This is a genomic window from Rhizobium sp. B230/85 (genome assembly GCF_019355735.1).
Lineage (GTDB): Bacteria > Pseudomonadota > Alphaproteobacteria > Rhizobiales > Rhizobiaceae > Rhizobium > Rhizobium rhododendri.
Window position 1 is genome coordinate 1,512,713 of the sequence record NZ_CP072157.1, and the last position, 17,440, is coordinate 1,530,152.

The window sequence follows — 17,440 nt, forward strand, 5'->3', positions numbered from 1 at the left end:
CGTCGATTGTTTAGAACCGTCGAAGTGCTGCTGACCCTCATCCGGATCGAACGATGCATGAGATCGACTTGGTACATGAAACCGAAGAAACGATTTTGAGGCTGGACAGGATCGGCAAACGGTTTCCCGGCGTTGTGGCGCTCAAGGACGTTTCCATCGAAATTTCCCGCGGCAGGGGACATGTGCTGCTTGGGGAAAACGGCGCCGGAAAATCTACGCTCATCAATCTTCTCGGCGGCGTGTTCAAACCCGACGACGGGCAGATCTGGTTCGACGGCAGGCGCTATGAGCCTCGGTCGCCCTTTGAGGCCTTCAGCGCCGGTATCCGCATCGTCCATCAGGAACTCCATCCACTATCGAATCTGACGGTTGCTGAAAACCTGTTGTTCGAGAACCTGCCGCGCCGCCACGGACTGGTCGACTACAAGCAGATGAACAGACGCGCGGCTGAACTGCTCGCCGAAGTCGGCCTCGACATAGCGCCAACAATGCAGGCCGGCCGCTTGAGTGTCGCACAGTTGCAATTGCTCGAAATCGCAAAGGCGCTTTGCTACGAAAGCAAATTCCTTGTGCTTGATGAGCCGACTGCGACGCTGACCTCGAAGGAGGTCGATCGCCTCTTCGAAATTCTCAGACGCCTGCGAAACCGCGGCGTAACAACGCTTTACATATCTCATCGTCTCGAAGAGATTTTTGAAGTCGGCGACGACGTGACCATATTGCGCGATGGCCAGCACGTGATTACCCGGCCGCTCGCCGGACTTGCCATTCCTGAAATCGTTGAGCTCATGGTCGGCCGAACGATTGCCAATCTCAACGTGTTCCGCAAAGACAGCCCCGTTTATGGCGAAGCGCTCGGAGTGTCGGGTCTCAGGGTAAGCCGCGATAGCCCGGAGTTGTCGTTCTCCGTTGCTAGCGGGGAGATCGTCGGCATCGCCGGCCTTGTCGGCAGCGGCCGCACGCAGGCCGTGCGAGCCATTTTCGGAGCCGATCTGAAAGCCGCCGGGGAGATCAGGGTCGATGGAAAAGTGGTCGAGATCAGATCCCCGAAGGATGCGGTGAACGCGGGCCTTTGCCTTGCGACCGAAGACCGCAAAACACAGGGGCTCATGCTCGACATGACCTGCGCCCAGAACTCGACGATAACCGACCTGCGCAAGATCTCCCGCAACGGACTGATCCTGAAGACGGTGGAAGACAGCAATGCCAGGCGTCTGGTGCAGGAACTGCGCATAAAGACGCCCTCGATCAAACAGGTCGTCAGAACCTTTTCCGGCGGCAACCAGCAAAAGGTGGTTATCGCCAAATGGCTTTTCCGCGGACCGAAGGTGCTCATTTTCGATGAGCCCACCCGCGGGATCGATGTCGGCGCCAAAGCCGAGATCTATGAGCTTGTCTGGAACTTGGCTGCCACGGGAAAGGGCATTCTCGTGGTTTCCTCCGATCTGCCTGAGCTGATGGGCATCTGCCACCGCATCATCGTTCTTTCAGCCGGAAAGATTGCTGGTCAAGTGACACGTGAAGAGTTTGACGAGAGCAAGATCCTCTCACTGGCCTACAAGGAGTATAGTCGTGTCCGAGAACACTGAAACCACGAGTGACGTGAAACGGGTGCGCCTCGTTGATACCATCCTGCGTATTTCAATGCGGGAAGCCGGTGTTGCGATTGCACTCGTCGTCCTCGTCATATTCTTCTCGGCCGCAGCCCCCTATTTTGCGACGCCCGAGAACTTCCTGAAGATTTTCGTTCAGACGGCGATCAACACCGTCCTGGCGTCCGGCATGACCTTCGTCATCCTCGTCGGGGGCATCGATCTCTCGGTGGGTTCGCTTCTAGCACTTTGCACGGTGGTTGGCGCCACCATCATGATCGATCCCCGTCTGTCCCCTTGGCAAGCGATCGTTTTGGCATCAGTTGCCTCCATGGGCGTTGGCCTCATTCTCGGCGGGCTCAACGGCTGGATCTGCGAGAGGTGGAAGCTTCCCTCGTTCATCGTCACGCTAGGAATGCTCAATGTCGCCAGCGGTCTGGCGCGCGTGGTCAGCGATAACTCCACGATTACGGGCCTGCCGCAGCCATTCGTCGATTTCGGAAATCTCATCTTCTGGGGCGTGCTGCCGTCGATCTTCCTGATCGCGATCGTCGTCGTTCTCATCGGATGGTTCATCCTGAAATATACGGTTTTCGGGCGCTTCGTGTTTGCCATCGGCACCAACGAAGAGGCCGTGCGCCTTTCCGGCCATACGCCGCGGCGCTACAAAATTGCAGTCTTTGCAATCTCGGGGCTGACTGCCGGGATAGCCGCTATGGTCTATCTGCTCCGGCTGAACGTCGGCAGTCCTGTCGCAGGGATTGGCTATGAGCTAAATGCAATTGCGGCCGTCATCATCGGTGGGACAAGTCTCTCGGGTGGCAAAGGCTCAATTGTCGGAACACTGGTCGGCGCGTGCATTCTGCAGGTATTGTCGACCGGCTTGCAACTTCTGGGCGCCGACGATAATGTCAAACCTATCGTGATCGGTGCCGTTATCGTCCTCGCTGTGATCGGCGATAGCTATCGTGGTAAGCTCTTGGGTATTCTGGAAATGCGGTGAGAGCCGTCGGGCTCATCATTTTCTTCTAGATTTTATCCGGAGTGGTGGGTGAGACAGGTTCGAGCCATCAAAAGCAATTGATGGTGGCAATCAATTCAGACCACTCTGATTAAGATTGAGAGCGAAGCTGTCCGACGGTGAGCGCTGACATTCAAGCGATTAGGTAAAATTCTTTTTTTTCGCGCTATGAAAACCCCAGATTCCATAAGTCGCATGACGCAATCTCTTCCAAGTCATTGATGTAAAAAAGTTTCTTCTGGCTCTCGGCATGAGGTACCTCCCGTTGGCCGGGAAAGATCTAGGCTTGCCTGCTCTGGCGCGGGGCTTCCCAGCCTGACTTCAGGCGAAATCGGCTTGGATTGAGCGTTGAGAGAAAGCAACTGCTCAAGGCGGACTCGGGAAATGGCGGGGGGAGGGAAACGCATTATATTACTCAATTAACGAACCTTGATCCTGTCCAACTCCTGTTGATGGAGCAACCACCCCCACCTTCCGTCCCCCAACGAATTAAAAGTACGTGGGCCTTCTTCCGCCTCGGCATTGCAAGTCCAAAGTCGGTGAGGTCGCACCTCCGTGAGGCTTCCCTTTGCGGGCGAGGATGGTTGCTGATCAAAATATTTTCATGAAAAATACGAAAGGCGGGACCAGCCCGCCTTTCGCTGTACCTACTCACGCATCCCGACAGCTAAGCTAAGAACTCGAGCAGATCCCTGTTGAGACGCTCGGGGACCGTCGCGAACAGGCCGTGAGGCTCGCCGTCATACTCAATTAGGGTCGCCCCGGTAATAGCGGCTGCAGCAGCACGACCCGACGGACCGATCGGGACTGTCTTGTCGCCCGTCCCGTGAATGACCAACGTCGGCATGGTAAACGCTGGGAGATCGCCGCGAAAATCCGTTTTACCGAACGCATCGATGCACTCGATCGTGGCTTTGGGGCTTGCCATGATGCCGAGCGCAAACGACCAATCGAGCACACCCTCGCTAACCGGATTGGTCAGCATCCCGACCCCGTAAAAAGTTTTCGCAAAGGCCTGCAGGAAGGCGAAGCGGTCCTTGCGAATCTGTGCCTTCATATCCTCAAATACACTTGCATCCACGCCATCGGGATTGCTCCCGTCCTTCAGGAGATACGGGACAACAGAAGAAACCAACACCGTCTTTGCAACGCGTGACACACCATGGCGGCTGAGATAGCGGGCAATTTCGCCACCACCCATCGAAAACCCGATCAGCGAGACCTGCTGTAGGTCGAGTTCCTCCAGGACACTCGCCAAATCGTCGGCGAAGGTATCATAGTTATAGCCGTCCGCCGGATGGCCTGACTGACCAAAACCACGCCGGTCATAGGTGATGACCCGGTATCCGGCTTCCAGAAGTGCCAGCGTCTGGTATTCAAACATGTCGCCTGTCAGTGGCCATCCATGGATGAGAAGGACAGGACGTCCCTGGCCCATATCTTTGACATGCAATTGCGTACCATCTTTTGCTTTGACGAATGCCATTTAGAACTCCTTCAATTGACGGGGTTAAACCGTTGGGAGCTTGACATGTTCCTGTATCCTCAGCCGCTAACGCCAATTTGCGGGCGTTCCACCACGCCGTGGCAGGCGGCGACCCTGCATTTCGTCCGGGACGCCGCCAATCACGCTTTGTTCGCGGAATGGCTCTCGCCTTACCGTAAATTCCAAGCGACGCTGTGCAATCTTGATTTATACACATTTCGTGTGTGTATTCTCTCTCCGAAGAGCGTCGATATTAACTCTGCCTTGACGATTGATGTATGGTTTAAGGCTGCCAAGAAGGGCAGCCACGTCCAATTCAAACACCCGTCAAAGCTACGCCGGGTAACCGTTCCTCATCCTAAGCAAGATATCCCGTTGACGCTCAAGAGCATCGAAAAGCAATCTGGGCTAAAACTGAGGTAATCACTATGCGCAACTATATCGGACTGATCCACAAGGAAGCCGAAAGCGATTACGGTGTTTCCTTTCCTGACTTCCCAGGTGTCGTAACAGCCGGCACTGATTTGGTTGACGCCCGTCGCATGGCCGAAGAGGCTTTGGCTTTTCACGTCGACGGTCTTGTCGAAGATGGAGAGGCTGTCCCTGAAGCATCTTCCCTCACCGACATTATGGCTGATCCTCATAATTCCTCAGGTGCCGCCATTCTTGTTTCGCTAAAAAAGAAACGAAAAAGGCCATCCGCGTAAACATCACGATGCCCGAGGATGTCTTGCAGGAGGTGGATGCCTACGCAGAAGCACATGGTTTGACCAGGTCAGGATTTCTCGTTCAGGCATCAAAGCGGGAAATCGGGAAGATTGCGGCTTAGCGATATCCTTCAGATATAAGGCCACCTTGCCCGCCGCCGGCCCTTTTTTGCGGACTTGCGGCATGAGCCACCACTTCAATCTGACACGAGATCCGTTCCAAACCATTTTAGGCTCACCGCCTGCAGCGTGCCATCAGTTTTCAGTGTCTCGATGGCGGCAGTGAATTGACCGGCAAGTTCCATGTCATGCTGGCAAGCCAAAACAAGGCCGACGACATCGGGCCGGAACGGTCGGTCGACAAGGGGGAGACCTTTCGCGCGCTGTTCGTTGCCGGCGCAATGCCGTGGGCGCCGATCAACAGCTGCGCGTTGGATGGAAAACCACGAGGCCGTGCTTTGCACTGAGCTCATTGCAGATTCTCATTTTCTTGAAAGGAGATTGCTCTGCGCCGTCACGAATTGAGCGACGAGGAATGGGCTATCATTGCACCTCTGCTGCCGAACAACAGCCGTGGAATTGAACGTGTCGATGACCGTTGGGTCATCAACGGTATCCTCTGGCGTTTCAGGACTGGTTCGTCTTGGCGAGATGTGCCGGAGCGTTATGGCCCGCGCACGACGCTTTACAATCGGTTCTCCCGATGGCGCAAGGCGGGCGTCTGGGATCGTCTTCCGGACGCCGTTTCAAAGCGTTAAGATGGAGACATAGTGATGGTCGACAGTACTTGTGTTCGCGTCTGTCGCAGTCCGCCGAAAGTCTGGGCAAAGTACGTGTTGATGGCGAGCATCAGTTACTGTGGCGATGTCTGTACTTTCGCTTTGTCACTATTACCTCCAGTTGCTTGTCGGCGCCGGAGAAGTCCGGCGTATTGAACAAATCGGAGGTTTAAAATCCATTCCAGCAGTCGGTATGCAGCTCATCCGTTATCGGCACGGCGAGTTTGGCCTCACAGGCCCACGTGTCTTGCTGCCGGTCCTCAAGATGATGGCAATGGCAATGACATCGGTAGGGGCGATGACGCTGCGACAGCGGTGTTCCTGCTGATGATGAGGCGATCATCCACGTCGTTCTCGGCCGACAATGCCGCGAAGCCCCGATACGGCCTCTCATCTCGGCTGGTCTGGCGCCGGTCGGGCCTTGGCCTGCAACGGCTTCGCCGACCTTCTTCCCCTGACCGCAAGCGGCCATTCCTCGCGAGCCAACAAGCTCGGCTACCGCCGTCCTCCGCTGGCGCTGTGGTCCTTTGGATGCAGCAGGCCAACCCGTCGCCTCTCGACCGCCATCGAGGCCGCATCGGGCGGCTTCGAACAACTCTCAGGAGAAACGACAATGGCTCAGATCGGCACCTTCACCCGCGACGAAACCGGCGCCTACAACGGTACCATCAAGACCCTCACCCTCAACGTCAAGGCATCAATCAAACCCTGCGACCGCGACAACGATCGCGCCCCGGACTTCCGGGTCACAGCAACGGGTGTCGAGTTCGGAGCCGGCTGGAGCCGGACCGCCCGGGAAACCGGCGCCGAATACCTCTCGCTCAAGCTCGACGATCCGTCCTTCACAGCTCCGGTCTATGCCTCCCTCGTCCAGGGCGACAAAGGCGAGCACAAGCTCATCTGGTCCCGCTGACCAGAAACACGGCGCTCCGCCCACAGCGGGGCGCCCTCATTCGATCACATAGCCCAGCGCGCGATAACCCACTCGTCGCTTTGCCGCCATCCGGGCCAGAACGGGAACGGTGCTATCGACGTAATCGACGACCAAGACGTCTTTCTTACCGTCATGCTGACGATGCAGACGTCCGACATACTGCGCCAAAGTGCCTTTCCAGGCGATCGGCATGGTGAGGAACAACGTGTCGAGCCGGGCGTCATCGAAGCCTTCCCCGATATAGCGGCCTATCGCAAGTATCAGACGCTCATCATCGTCTGCGACATTCAACGCCGTGTTGGCTTGCTTGCGATCCTTCGCCGACATGCCGCCACGTAGCACCACCAGATTTTTTACAAACGGTGAGAACTTCTGCTGCAGATAATCAAGGTGATCCTTACGCTCCGTCAGCAGGATGGGCGAACGTTTGGCCTCGAGGGACTTCAACACGTCATCGAATATCAGGTCATTTCGGCCTTGGTCCTGCGCAAGGGCCGCATAGATCGCTGGCATTGACGGGCGCTCTGCCGAGACGAGTGACGCTGGTAACTCAAACTTCGTCGAACGGTCGCGGGCACGGTGGCGCATACCACGCTCGGCAGCTTGAACTCTTGCATCGACCCGATGGCGAACGGGACCGCATTGCATGAAGATGATCGGATGATGGCCGTCCTTTCGGGCGACCGTCGCTGATAGGCCAACCACGTATCGCGCCTTGGATCTGCGAGCGACAAGTTCAAAACTTGCAGCGGACAGATGGTGGCACTCGTCCACAATCAGATGACCGTAATTTCCCACGATGTCATCGACCTCGCCATTGCGAACCAGGCTTTGGATCAGCGCCACATCGATGATCCCTGTTGGCTTCCTTTTCCCGCCACCGATGATGCCGATCTGCTTTGGGTCGATGCTCAGGAAGGAACTCAGACGCTCTACCCATTGGGTGAGAAGCTCCCTGCGGTGAACAAGAACCAGCGTGTTGCGGCTTCGATGTGCAATGAGTGCAGCAGCGACAACTGTCTTGCCGAAGGCGGTCGTCGCGGCGAGCACGCCGTTGTCGTTGGCGACAAGAGCAGCAAAGGCCCGCGATTGTGGCCGTCGCAGTTCCCCTTGGAACGAGACGCCGGCGGGTAGCGCATCTCCGTCTTCGCGGTGATCCTCCAAAATGGCGGTCGCGCCATGGCTCTTGACGAGCTCAATTGCTTCGTCGAAGCAGCCTCGTGGCAGCGCGACATGGCGTGGATGAAGCTCGGCACAGGAGATGATCCGCGGCTTGCCGAATGTCGGCAATCGCATTGCTTGCGCACGATAAAATTCCGGGTTCTGGAATGCTGCCAGGCGCACGAACTGCGCAATCAGCGCGGACGGAAGCTCGGTCCTATCGATATAAACCTGATCGGCGATCACGACCTTGATGCTTTGCGGGATCGCAGCCTCAATTCGCCGCGGCTCGCTCCAACGTGACGGCAACATCATCCACGGCTCATCGGCATGTTCGTCATCGACCGGCATCCGGACGCCCAAGACCCGCCCCGACAATTCGGCTTCGTCGGCGATCCTGAAGACTTCGTCCGCCGACAACCTGGGTAAAGACGACAGGTATGCCCACTGGTCATCGTAGGGTTGCAGGTCGCCATCGATAAAAACGCTGTTTCCATTTTCGCGAGCTTTCCTTTGCAGGGGAAGCGCGATCAGATTGCCGAAGCCGCCAAGTGGCATGGTATCCTGGTTGGGAAAGAAACGGTCATAGGACGTGAAGCCGATCTCGGGGCGGTTCTCCATCGTCTCTGTGATCAGTGCGGCCCCCAGTTGTCGGGCGACCTTCGCGGGAACGGGTTCGGAGAAGAATATCCAGACATGGCCGCCGTTTCCCGACCTCGACCGTTCGAGGGCTGCGGCAATTCCTTTTGCGTGACAGGTTGCCAGCAACGCTCTGGTATCGTCCGCCCAGCTTTCCTTGTCGAAGTCAGCAGCAAGGAACCAGCATGTTTCGTCTTGCAGCAATGGATATACGCCGGCAACAAAGTCGCTTGAACGGGCATCGCCGCCACGAAGGTGCTTTTCGATGATATCCTCGGAATACGGGATGAACGCCTGATGCGGGCAGTCCCCACATTTCACCTTCGGCTTGCCGCAGATTCCTTTCGCCCACTCGTTGGAACAGGATGGCGAATAGCCGGTGCGTCCATCCTTTCTATTTTCCCATCGCACCGGAAAGACATCGGGGCGCCCGGCAAACAACTGCCGGAATAACTCCACCTTCTCCATCGACGGCGAGCTGTTGGTAACAGGGGCATCGGTGAAGGCTGGCTTTTCGGCGGCAATCTGGCTATCGGAAATCAGCTGTTGCTCAAACACTTCCAGCTCACGCTCAAGCGCCATCCGCTCTTCATTCAGATCGGCTAACCGCCGTCGAATGCGAGCAATGTTCTCCCAAGCATCATTCTTTTCCGCCAACTTTGAAGCTTCCGCCTAAATGATCATGCGGATCAGCATAGGCCAAAGACGTCCGCATTTTAACACGCACTATCCATCGCAGCGGCACAGAAGGCTCCGGAATTATGCGGAGTAAAATCCACCGCGAGCATCGGCAAAAGCAGGCTTCAGCGACCAACGCTCCGCATAATCACGCTCTATGCATAATCGACCTTATGCGGTGCACCGCATAATGTCGAATTCGGCGCAGGCTGGCAGAAGCACGCCCGGGAAACCGAGCGCGCCTGCATCTCGGTCAAACTTGACGATCCGAGTTTTCCGGCCCCGATCTACGCGACGCTCAGTGAAATCCAGGGACACGAGGGACTGCAGCTCATCTGGTCGCGCAACACCCGCCGCTGATCAGACATCGAAGCCCCGCTCGATCCGGGCGGGGCTTTCCTCAGATCACTTGTTGAGCGCATCCTTCAGCGCCTTGGCTGGTGTGAACACCAGCTTCTTGGCGGCGGCGACCTTGATGGCCGCTCCGGTCGCGGGATTGCGCGCCTCGCGCTCCGGTGTATCTTTCACCTTGAATTTTCCGAAGCCGGGAAGGCTCGTTTCGTCGCCGGCAATCGCTGCCTCTATGATCGATGCAATCACCGCTTCGACGATCGCCTTTCCCTGGGCCTTCGTGAGACTGTGCTCGTCGGCGATCTTGTCGGCAATTTCATTGGTGGTCGTCATATCGTTCTCCCCATTGTCATTCGTGCGAAAATCCCTGACAGAGGATCACAGCCCTGTCATCGACCCACCCCGCCAAGAGCAGCGATTTGCTGATTTTTCCACAGCTACCGCGTATTTGGCGCATCACGGTGCATCTGTATTGGTGGATCCGCACGCGGGCATCGAGCCCACTTGCGGATCAATGGGCAGTACGGAGAGGGAATGTCTGCTGCGTCCAACCGAGGATGCCATGGCGGCATGAAGGCCTAGGACGAGCGGGTCCCCGAAATTTCTTGCCCGATCCTGAGGCCCGACCACAGAAGTTCGGCTCACCCTGCCGGCTCCGCCGGTCTCTATCGCGACCGTTGACCCCTCCATCCCTCCATGACCGCGGGCGTCGTCTTTAACAAACGTCAAGGAGACGACGATGGCAAACGAACTGGAACGGAGCATCGTGGAACTGCAGGCCGAGTTGCGGAACGCACACCCGGACGAACGTACACCCGGACGAACGTCGCCGGATCGAAGCGGAACTCGACCTGGCGCTGGCTGGGCGCGAAGTCCTGATGGCCGAACGGGAAGTCAGACTCAGCGCCGAGCCGCCCTTTTGAGGGTGGCTTTCACCATATCGCCAAGGCCACCCTGCCGGATCGACCGGCATGATAGACTGGAAGCTCCATGACGACCAAGACCCGTTCCGCCTGTCGGTCACGGAAGTGATCAGTTCCCACACGGCGCCTTTCGACGCTCTGTGATCGAAATCAAGACCGCGCTGCCGGACGTCGTGCCGCAACGCGACGCCGATAGAGTTTCCTGCGTCTTCGACTTCCTCACCGTCCATTGGCGTCGCGTCCTACGCTTGCACTACGGTCCTATTTCGCGGACTACCCGTTATTCCGCAACGACAAATTTGGCCTGAAGCTCGCGATCAACAGTCCGTTCTTCGCCGAGATCAAGATCACGTTTGAATCCAATGGGCGAGACCCCGTCTCACGTTTACCGGAAGGCACGCCCTGGCGGTCCTCCTCTCGCAGCCGATCAGATGACGCTCTCCGGGCGGCCATGGGGCTTCGGTTCGTATCCATGAGATCGCCTCTTTCGCAGCAGTTCAAGGAAGAGGTTGCCAGCCTCCTCCTCCGGCGTGAAATGATGCACTCGGCTATGACCACCGGTGCCAAATGCGACCCCATCGGCGGATAAGACAGACCTCGCCGAACAGATTCGGCTCAATCGACATAGAATAGTAACAGGCCATGTTTTGATGGGGGCCCTGCGTTCGACGTAGAGCTGATTTGGCTGGATGATAATGACAGGCAGAACCGGACACGGCGGATTAATATTAGATGGGATGGCAGACCGATGATCCGGGCGATCCGCCTGCGGCGGACGTCTCAATTCACCTCGCGAACGAAGCCCGCAAGCGGGTCTCCGCCGTTCCCGGTGACGATGCTCTGGCAGCGATGCATCGTCGTCGCTTGGCGTCGAGGGCGTTGATTAGCGCTGCGTATTGTCGGCAAACTGCGACGGCATCAAGATCTATCCGACACCCGCCCGGCCTGTCTGGCCGGTTGGCGGACGCAGCCCCGACTTCCTCAAACACGACGGAGAGGCGGAACGCTTTGCACTATGCCCGCATTCTTCGGGCATGCGCTGAGGGTGGTAATCCTCTCCTGCGTTGCGCTAGCCGTTGCCTCGTTCGGATGTTATTGATATCTCACCGTTTCGGTCACCGACATTCCGACACCTCACGACGACGGCCCGCTTCAGCATCTTCCACGAAATCGGTCTGGTCGCCATGTTATAGCAGTTGCGCGTTAGCATAGGTGGTCAAACTGATTTGGTCCGAGAGCAGGATAGGCTAACGGTATACCGTGCCGTTTCGCCCGCGGGGCGCAGTCGCTTTGGCGCGGCGATGATGCTCAATATGGCGGACGTACGCTGGCGATCAGTTGGGGAAAAATCGACGGTAATACCGCCCGTTTGTACGCAGATGCCTTACCGCAAAGGAAGGGCATCGCCGCCATTGGCGCGTCCTGGTGCGTCAGAACAACCGATTTGGGAATAGGCGAATGGGCTGAGCAGCAAGATGGCAATCCGGTGTCAGTCGTGACAGGCGTATCCATTTCTAAGCGAACGGGTTTTTTGGCGAATAAGCGAATCGGTGATGCGGAAAGGCCATTGTGTAGACCGCGATTTATACGATTCCGCAAACCTTCCTGTCCCCGAAAGAGTCTATCGGCTAGTGCGCGAATCGGCGATCAAGCAAAATCGCCCTTGCGCGAAAGAGAGTTTGGGCGACTAAGACGTCGAGCGTTTTCAATTTATCGGCTAAAATGACATCCCTGAATTTTCGGCGCGGGTGCGTCATCGTAACCTGCTCTCACTCCAGTCGCCGCATTTCGGCACCCACCCTGCCGCAGAATTGCCGGACCGCGCGATTCCGAGCGACGCTAGTACCGATAAGTTCCGGTTTCGACAGGCTCATGTCCCGAGAGCGCTACAATCACGCCGGATCGCATTTCCCGGCCGCTCAGCAAAGTCGGCGCCAGCACCATGCCGAGGCCGGCGACACAAGCATGGTACCAGTTTAATGACCTCAACCACGAGCAAGCCCAAAGGCGTACCGATGCTGAAGAAACCCTGGCTGTTTGCGACGTATACCCCACCGCTTGTTCGGCAGCCGAGAAACAGCGACTTAAGTCTGAAATAAGCAGCCTTAATAGTTTCAGATGACAAAGGCTTTGGGTCGGGCGCTGTTGGCGGGCCCGCTGCTGCGCTCGGAGCAACTTCTGTGCAGGCAAAGAGGCGGTCTCGGCCATAGTTGCGACTTGCGGCTCAAGCGCGAAGAATTTCGCCGTCTCCCGCAATGGAGTTTATGATACAGCTTCGACAACGAAACATTGGTGTCCAGATTTACAGCTGAGGATTGACGAGCGATTTCTGGGAAGACGTCATTTAAACTCGGCGGGACGGAAAACGCCGGCGGTGAGGTCCGCATCCAGGGTGAGATTAAGCGTTGCGACCATAATCCACTCACCCCCCCGATCAGCTACCCCGAGCAACAAGTCGAGATCCGGCTCGGTCATCGCGAGTGTCGGGCGGCAGTCATGGTCGAAGAGGCTGGCGGCCAGCGCACGCTTTTGTCTTTGAGCACGTCCATTTTTTCTTCAATCGGGTCGGCGGCAACCAGCCGGTAGACGAAGATCGGCTTAGCCTGGCCGATCCTGTGGGCCCAGTCGAGAGCTTGTTCCTCGACCGCCGGGTTCCACCAGGGATCGTAGAGGATCACTGTATCAGCGGCCGTCAGGTTCAGTCCGACACCGCCGGCCTTAAAGCTTATGAAGAAGACAGGCATTTTTTCATTTGGAACGACATTACCTGCGCTGCACGATCGATGGTATCGCCGGTGAGCAAGGCATAGGCGATGCCCGCGTCGTCTAGTCGCTTCCCGATCAACTCCAACATGAAGTGAACTGGGAGAATACGATGACTTGCGGCCTTCATCGATCAGATTGGCGACCAACTCGATCAGCTGTTCGAGCTTGGCCGACTCAAAGGCACTTGCCGATAGCTTTTTCGGTTGCGTCAGTTTCAAGAGGCGCGGATCGCAGCAGGCCTGACGCAATTTCAGCAGGGCATCCAGAATGACGATATGGCTGGGGGCGAGCCCTTTCTCGGCGATTGCCGCCTGAACTTTTACATGCATCGCTAGCCGGATGGATTCGTAAAACGTCCGCTGACCTGCAGAAAGCTCTACTTTTTCGGTTATAACGGTTTTTGGCGGCAATTCGGCCGCCACCTCTTCCTTCGTTCGCCGCAGCAGAAAGGGCTTGATACGGGTTGCTAACAGCCGCGAGCTGGCCGTGTCACCCTTCTTTTCGATCGGCGTCCGCCACTGACGGGTAAAACTCTTCAAATCGCCGAGAAACCCCGGAGCAATGAAGTGAAACAGCGACCATACTTCGCCGCGGTGATTTTCCAGCGGCGTCCCGGTTTAGGCAAAAGCGATGCGGCGATTTTAGCCCATGTACCAGCTTCGTCGTCGCGGCATTTGCGTTCTTGATGACCTGCGCCTCATCAAGGAAGATCATGTGCCAACCGCGCTCGGCAAGGATGGCTTGGTCGTGTGCCAGCAGCGGATAGGTGGTTAGCATAAGATCAACAGCCTCAAGGCTTTGGAAATGCTCCTTGCGGTCGGCACCTTGCAGAACGAGTATGGATAATCCCGGCGCAAATTTTTCGGGTTCCGTCGCCCAATTGACCATGAGGCTGGTGGGAGCGACGACTAGAACGCGGGTCGATAGTCGCCCAGTGGCTTCTCGATGGCGATCAGGCCCAGCGCCTGGACCGTTTTTCCGAAACCCATATCGCCCGAAAGCATGCCGCCAAGCCCAACACCCTTGAGAAACGCCAACGATGCCAGCCCGTGCGCCTAATAGGGCCGCAATGTCGCATTAAGCCACGGCGGCAGGTCGACATCAGGAATGCCGTCGTGGCCGCGTAGCTTTTTCTCCAGCGCAAGCACTCTTTGACCGCCCTGCCAGACGGCGCCGGCGCCGGCGGCTCCCTCCAGATCGGCAAGGCTTGCAGCATCAAGCGACGACAACCGCAGTCGCCCGTCCGCACCACACCTCCAACCAGATTGAACAGATCGAACAACGTCCTGATGAGTGGCAGTATGCTGCCGACAGGAGCAGCCAGCACCTTGCCGCCTTGTAGCGGCAGGAACAGCGGCTCATGCTCTCCCAGGAGATCCAACGCTGACTGGAAAACCACGGACCGCATAACGCGCAGCTGGCCGGAAGGCCGAAATGTATGCGGCAGATGCGGCAATCATCACAAAAGATGAGTGGTCATCCGCGCGAGTTCATCGCGGATGATGCATCCACGGGGCCATTTGGCCCACCGCACCCGGAAAATAGAGGTGTCCAATTGGGCGGATCAAAGCTTGGCCGACCCGTGTCCTTGGCTGCCGCCTGAACGAAGCTGGTGTCGTAAGATCAATGTCGTCAACAAAAGCTTCGATGAAACGAACCGGATTGTCCGGCCCTATGCTTTAAACATCGCAGGGTGCACTCAGCGAGAACGGCAGCGGGATTTACCATCAATCTGCAGGGGTCGGTGATGTAGAATTAGCACGTCTCGTCAGAAACGTTGCAAATACAACGGCGCGCGAAAGACTCAGTGTGCCCATAGTGCTTTTAGTCTGATATCTCGGACGCAGCCAATGAGTGGCCTCGTATTTCTAAAAACCTGTATTTTTAAAACTTTGATGGACAGTCGATTGATCGGGTCGACTTGCACATTCAAATGCATTGCTGATGGGGATTGCATGACTTTAACGGCTTTAAATAGAGCATTTTCAGTGCGGGCGTTGGCATCCACGCTGCTGTTTTCATCAACCTTATACGGGTATTCCAGCCTCGCGCAGGAGCAGCAGGCCGCTCCGGCAAACACAAATGGCCAGCAGACGACCACTGCGGCCCCACCTGCACAGCCGGCACCCGCGCCCCAGGCCCGCGTCCAGAAATTCGACGACTGGTATTACCGCTGCATCGACGGCAAGGCTGCCGATGGCGCTGCGACAACGAACTGTGAGGTCGCGCAGATTGCGACGGTAAAGCAGGGCGACCAGGATGTTAACGTACTGACGCTTGCCATCGCCAAGGCAGATGTACCGGCCACATCAGGCAAAAAGGGTGCAAAGCCGCCGGCAAGTGATCTCGTTCTCACCGCCCTTGTGCCGCTCAACATGTATCTGCCCTCTGGGCTAAGCATCGACGCGGCCGACAAGCCTGTGGTGCAACTCGCCTACCGCAATTGCACTCAGGCCGGCTGCTGGTCTCAGCAGAAATTGGACGCCCGCATGATCGCGGCGTTTTCCAAGGCAGCCGATGGAACCGGGCACGTGCAGATGATGAATGGGCAGAAGGTCAACATCAAATTCTCGCTGAAAGGATTGTCGGCGGCTTTGGATGCTTTGCAGAAGACTGATACTCCCTAAGGCAAGAGGCAGACAGAGTTATGAAGTCGGCCCGGCCCCCACCAGCTGCTCACCGCCGCAATCTCGTTTTGACCGCCAGCGCCCTGCTGACGGCAGCTCTTGCCGTATCGCCGGTCGCCGCCCAGACGCCCAATGACGACTTTGCGCGCCGGCAAGCGCAAGAGGCTGAACAGAAGCGCCTGGAGACCTTGGGACAGATGACGCCGAAGCCCGCGCCGGCAGGGCCTCAGCAACCAACACCATCCAGCAGTCAGAAGCCTGGACCGTGCTTTGCGATCACCCATGTCGAGGTGGATGGAGTGAAGCAATTTTCTGCTGCTGCCATTGCCAAGGTCACGGCATCTTATGCGAACCGCTGTGTCGGCATGGGCGAGATCAACGGACTGCTGCGCGACCTGACGCATCTCTACCTCGACAAGGGCTTCGTAGCCTCGCGCGTCTACGTGCCCGCACAGGATATCGCCGGGACCAAGATGCTGCGTCTGGTCGCCGTCGAAGGTACGCTGTCGGATATTTACATCAACGGCAAACCAGCCCCCGGCTCCGGCGTATTGGCGACTGCCTTTCCCGGCATGAAGGACAAGATCACCAACCTGCGTGATATCGAGCAGGGTCTCGACCAGATCAACCGTCTCCCGTCCAACAACGCCAAGACAGCCATGCTGCCGGGCAAGACGGATGGAACCACGATCCTCAATATCGAGAACAAGCCGGACCATCCCTGGCACCTGTCCTTCGGCAATAACAATCTCGGCCAGGAGCAGACGGGATATTCCAAGTCATCGGCCACGGTCGGCTATGACAGCCTTTTTGGCATCAACGATCAATGGAACTTTTCCTACGAGCATAGTGGCCCGGACTATCCATGGCCTGATGACGGTCAGGGCCGGAGCAACAGCTATTCCGGTAATGTCAGCGTCCCCTACGGCTATTGGACATTGTCGCTGAACGGTTCCTGGTATGGTTACGACAGCTCCGTCCCCGGCAATTTCGGTCCGCTGGAAACGTCTGGTACCAGCAAACAGGCCGGCATCGGCGCAGACCGGGTGATTTTCCGCGACAAGGATTCGATCACGACGTTCAATAGCGGCCTGACCTATAAGGAAACCAATAATTTCCTGCTCGGAAACAAGATCGAGGTCGGCAGCCGCAGATATACGGTCGGCGATCTCGGTATTTCGCATTCGCGCCGAATGTTGGGAGGGCTCTGGGTCTTCGACCTGTCCTACAGCCAGGGGCTCAATCTCTTTGACGCCGTAGGGCCGGGCGACGTCGGGGCAGGGGACGCAGATCCCCGGTTTTCCAAATTTACCGGCACCATCACGATGACCAAGCCGTTTGAGCTCGCCGAACAGCATTTTGAGGTCAACTCGATCATCACTGGACAGTATTCCCCGGACAATCTGTTCGGCGCCGAACAATTCTCGATTGGCGGATATTCCAACGTGCGTGGCACGCGCGAGACCATGCTTTACGGCAATAACGGCTTCTTCGTCCGCAACGATCTGGCCTGGCGCACACAGCCCTTCGCCAGTCATGCGGAGCTTGTAAAATTATTTGGCGAGTTTCGTCCCTATGTCGGTCTTGATTATGGGCGCATCCCTTCGCAATCACGCTACCGCATCGAGGGTGGCGACATGTTTGGCTGGACGGTGGGCGCCAAGCTCGCTGGCGGCCATGTCAATTTCGATATCGGCTATTCGGACATATTCGGCGGAACGGTTGACCGGCACAACGCCGGGCTTCTGTTCGCCAGCACATCCGTGAGGTGGTGAC

At 57.2% G+C, this 17,440-nt stretch carries 15 protein-coding genes and 4 pseudogenes; 10 read left to right on the forward strand and 9 right to left on the reverse strand.

What is annotated here, in order from left to right; all coding sequences use genetic code 11:
- The first annotated feature begins 53 nt into the window (after positions 1-53).
- Both J5289_RS24970 and J5289_RS24975 read left to right on the forward strand, forming a co-directional pair.
- Positions 54-1,589: a sugar ABC transporter ATP-binding protein gene (locus tag J5289_RS24970; protein WP_209206987.1), complete on the forward strand. Its 1,536-nt coding sequence runs from the start codon at positions 54-56 to the stop codon at positions 1,587-1,589.
- 55 nt (positions 1,590-1,644) lie between these two features.
- Entirely contained in the window at positions 1,645-2,595 is a 951-nt protein-coding gene (locus tag J5289_RS24975; protein ID WP_224128902.1) for an ABC transporter permease, read from the forward strand.
- Between the two features lie 685 nt (positions 2,596-3,280).
- Here J5289_RS24975 and J5289_RS24980 read toward each other — a convergent pair.
- Positions 3,281-4,099, reverse strand: coding sequence for an alpha/beta fold hydrolase (locus J5289_RS24980; protein WP_209206983.1), 819 nt, complete (start codon positions 4,097-4,099; stop codon positions 3,281-3,283).
- A gap of 228 nt (positions 4,100-4,327) precedes the next feature.
- Between J5289_RS24980 and J5289_RS29520 the strand changes: the two genes are divergently transcribed.
- The 5 genes and pseudogenes from J5289_RS29520 (at position 4,328) to J5289_RS25005 (ending at position 6,498) form a co-directional block, all read left to right on the forward strand.
- The gene (locus tag J5289_RS29520) at positions 4,328-4,522 is read left to right on the forward strand and encodes a type II toxin-antitoxin system HicA family toxin (RefSeq protein WP_224128903.1); all 195 of its coding nucleotides are present in this window, start codon (positions 4,328-4,330) and stop codon (positions 4,520-4,522) included.
- A 5-nt stretch (positions 4,523-4,527) separates the two neighbouring features.
- Positions 4,528-4,928, forward strand: a pseudogene (locus J5289_RS24990) (type II toxin-antitoxin system HicB family antitoxin).
- A gap of 165 nt (positions 4,929-5,093) precedes the next feature.
- The gene (locus J5289_RS24995) at positions 5,094-5,273 is read left to right on the forward strand and encodes a hypothetical protein (RefSeq protein ID WP_142831579.1); all 180 of its coding nucleotides are present in this window, start codon (positions 5,094-5,096) and stop codon (positions 5,271-5,273) included.
- A 33-nt stretch (positions 5,274-5,306) separates the two neighbouring features.
- Positions 5,307-5,561 (forward strand): annotated as a pseudogene (locus J5289_RS25000) (transposase); the annotation flags it as partial.
- Between the two features lie 637 nt (positions 5,562-6,198).
- Positions 6,199-6,498, forward strand: coding sequence for a DUF736 domain-containing protein (locus J5289_RS25005; RefSeq protein WP_024318408.1), 300 nt, complete (start codon positions 6,199-6,201; stop codon positions 6,496-6,498).
- A gap of 36 nt (positions 6,499-6,534) precedes the next feature.
- Here J5289_RS25005 and J5289_RS25010 read toward each other — a convergent pair whose 3' ends face one another.
- Positions 6,535-8,976 (reverse strand): DEAD/DEAH box helicase family protein, encoded by a 2,442-nt coding sequence (locus J5289_RS25010; protein WP_209206973.1) that lies wholly within the window; start codon positions 8,974-8,976, stop codon positions 6,535-6,537.
- 210 nt (positions 8,977-9,186) lie between these two features.
- On the opposite strand from J5289_RS25010, the pseudogene J5289_RS29525 reads away from it, so the two are divergent.
- A pseudogene (locus J5289_RS29525) lies at positions 9,187-9,357 on the forward strand (DUF736 family protein); the annotation flags it as partial.
- Between the two features lie 45 nt (positions 9,358-9,402).
- On the opposite strand, the gene J5289_RS25020 reads toward J5289_RS29525, so the two are convergent.
- From J5289_RS25020 to J5289_RS29555, 7 genes and pseudogenes are all read right to left on the reverse strand, one after another.
- Complete coding sequence (locus J5289_RS25020) at positions 9,403-9,681, reverse strand: HU family DNA-binding protein (RefSeq protein ID WP_142831578.1); 279 nt, start codon at positions 9,679-9,681, stop codon at positions 9,403-9,405.
- 1,017 nt (positions 9,682-10,698) lie between these two features.
- A pseudogene (locus tag J5289_RS25025) lies at positions 10,699-10,968 on the reverse strand (WGR domain-containing protein).
- A 1,643-nt stretch (positions 10,969-12,611) separates the two neighbouring features.
- Positions 12,612-12,746, reverse strand: a complete 135-nt coding sequence (locus J5289_RS29535) for a hypothetical protein (RefSeq protein ID WP_257623463.1) — start codon at positions 12,744-12,746, stop codon at positions 12,612-12,614.
- Entirely contained in the window at positions 12,743-13,642 is a 900-nt protein-coding gene (locus J5289_RS29540) for a DEAD/DEAH box helicase (protein ID WP_307877435.1), read from the reverse strand. The genes J5289_RS29535 and J5289_RS29540 overlap by 4 nt, the downstream gene beginning before the upstream one ends.
- Positions 13,527-13,925 carry an SNF2-related protein gene (locus J5289_RS29545; RefSeq protein ID WP_257625481.1) on the reverse strand — a complete coding sequence of 133 codons (399 nt, stop codon included), beginning with the start codon at positions 13,923-13,925 and terminating at the stop codon, positions 13,527-13,529. The genes J5289_RS29540 and J5289_RS29545 overlap by 116 nt, the downstream gene beginning before the upstream one ends.
- 20 nt (positions 13,926-13,945) lie before the next feature.
- On the reverse strand, positions 13,946-14,074 hold the full coding sequence (locus tag J5289_RS29550; RefSeq protein ID WP_257623461.1) for a hypothetical protein: 129 nt from the start codon (positions 14,072-14,074) through the stop codon (positions 13,946-13,948).
- An 18-nt stretch (positions 14,075-14,092) separates the two neighbouring features.
- Positions 14,093-14,266, reverse strand: a complete 174-nt coding sequence (locus J5289_RS29555; protein ID WP_224128877.1) for a hypothetical protein — start codon at positions 14,264-14,266, stop codon at positions 14,093-14,095.
- Between the two features lie 621 nt (positions 14,267-14,887).
- On the opposite strand from J5289_RS29555, the gene J5289_RS25035 reads away from it, so the two are divergent.
- Together J5289_RS25035 and J5289_RS25040 are read left to right on the forward strand one after the other, a co-directional pair.
- Positions 14,888-15,664: an invasion associated locus B family protein gene (locus J5289_RS25035; protein WP_224128879.1), complete on the forward strand. Its 777-nt coding sequence runs from the start codon at positions 14,888-14,890 to the stop codon at positions 15,662-15,664.
- 20 nt (positions 15,665-15,684) lie between these two features.
- Positions 15,685-17,439, forward strand: coding sequence for a ShlB/FhaC/HecB family hemolysin secretion/activation protein (locus tag J5289_RS25040; protein ID WP_209206971.1), 1,755 nt, complete (start codon positions 15,685-15,687; stop codon positions 17,437-17,439).
- The last annotated feature ends 1 nt before the right edge of the window (position 17,440 follow it).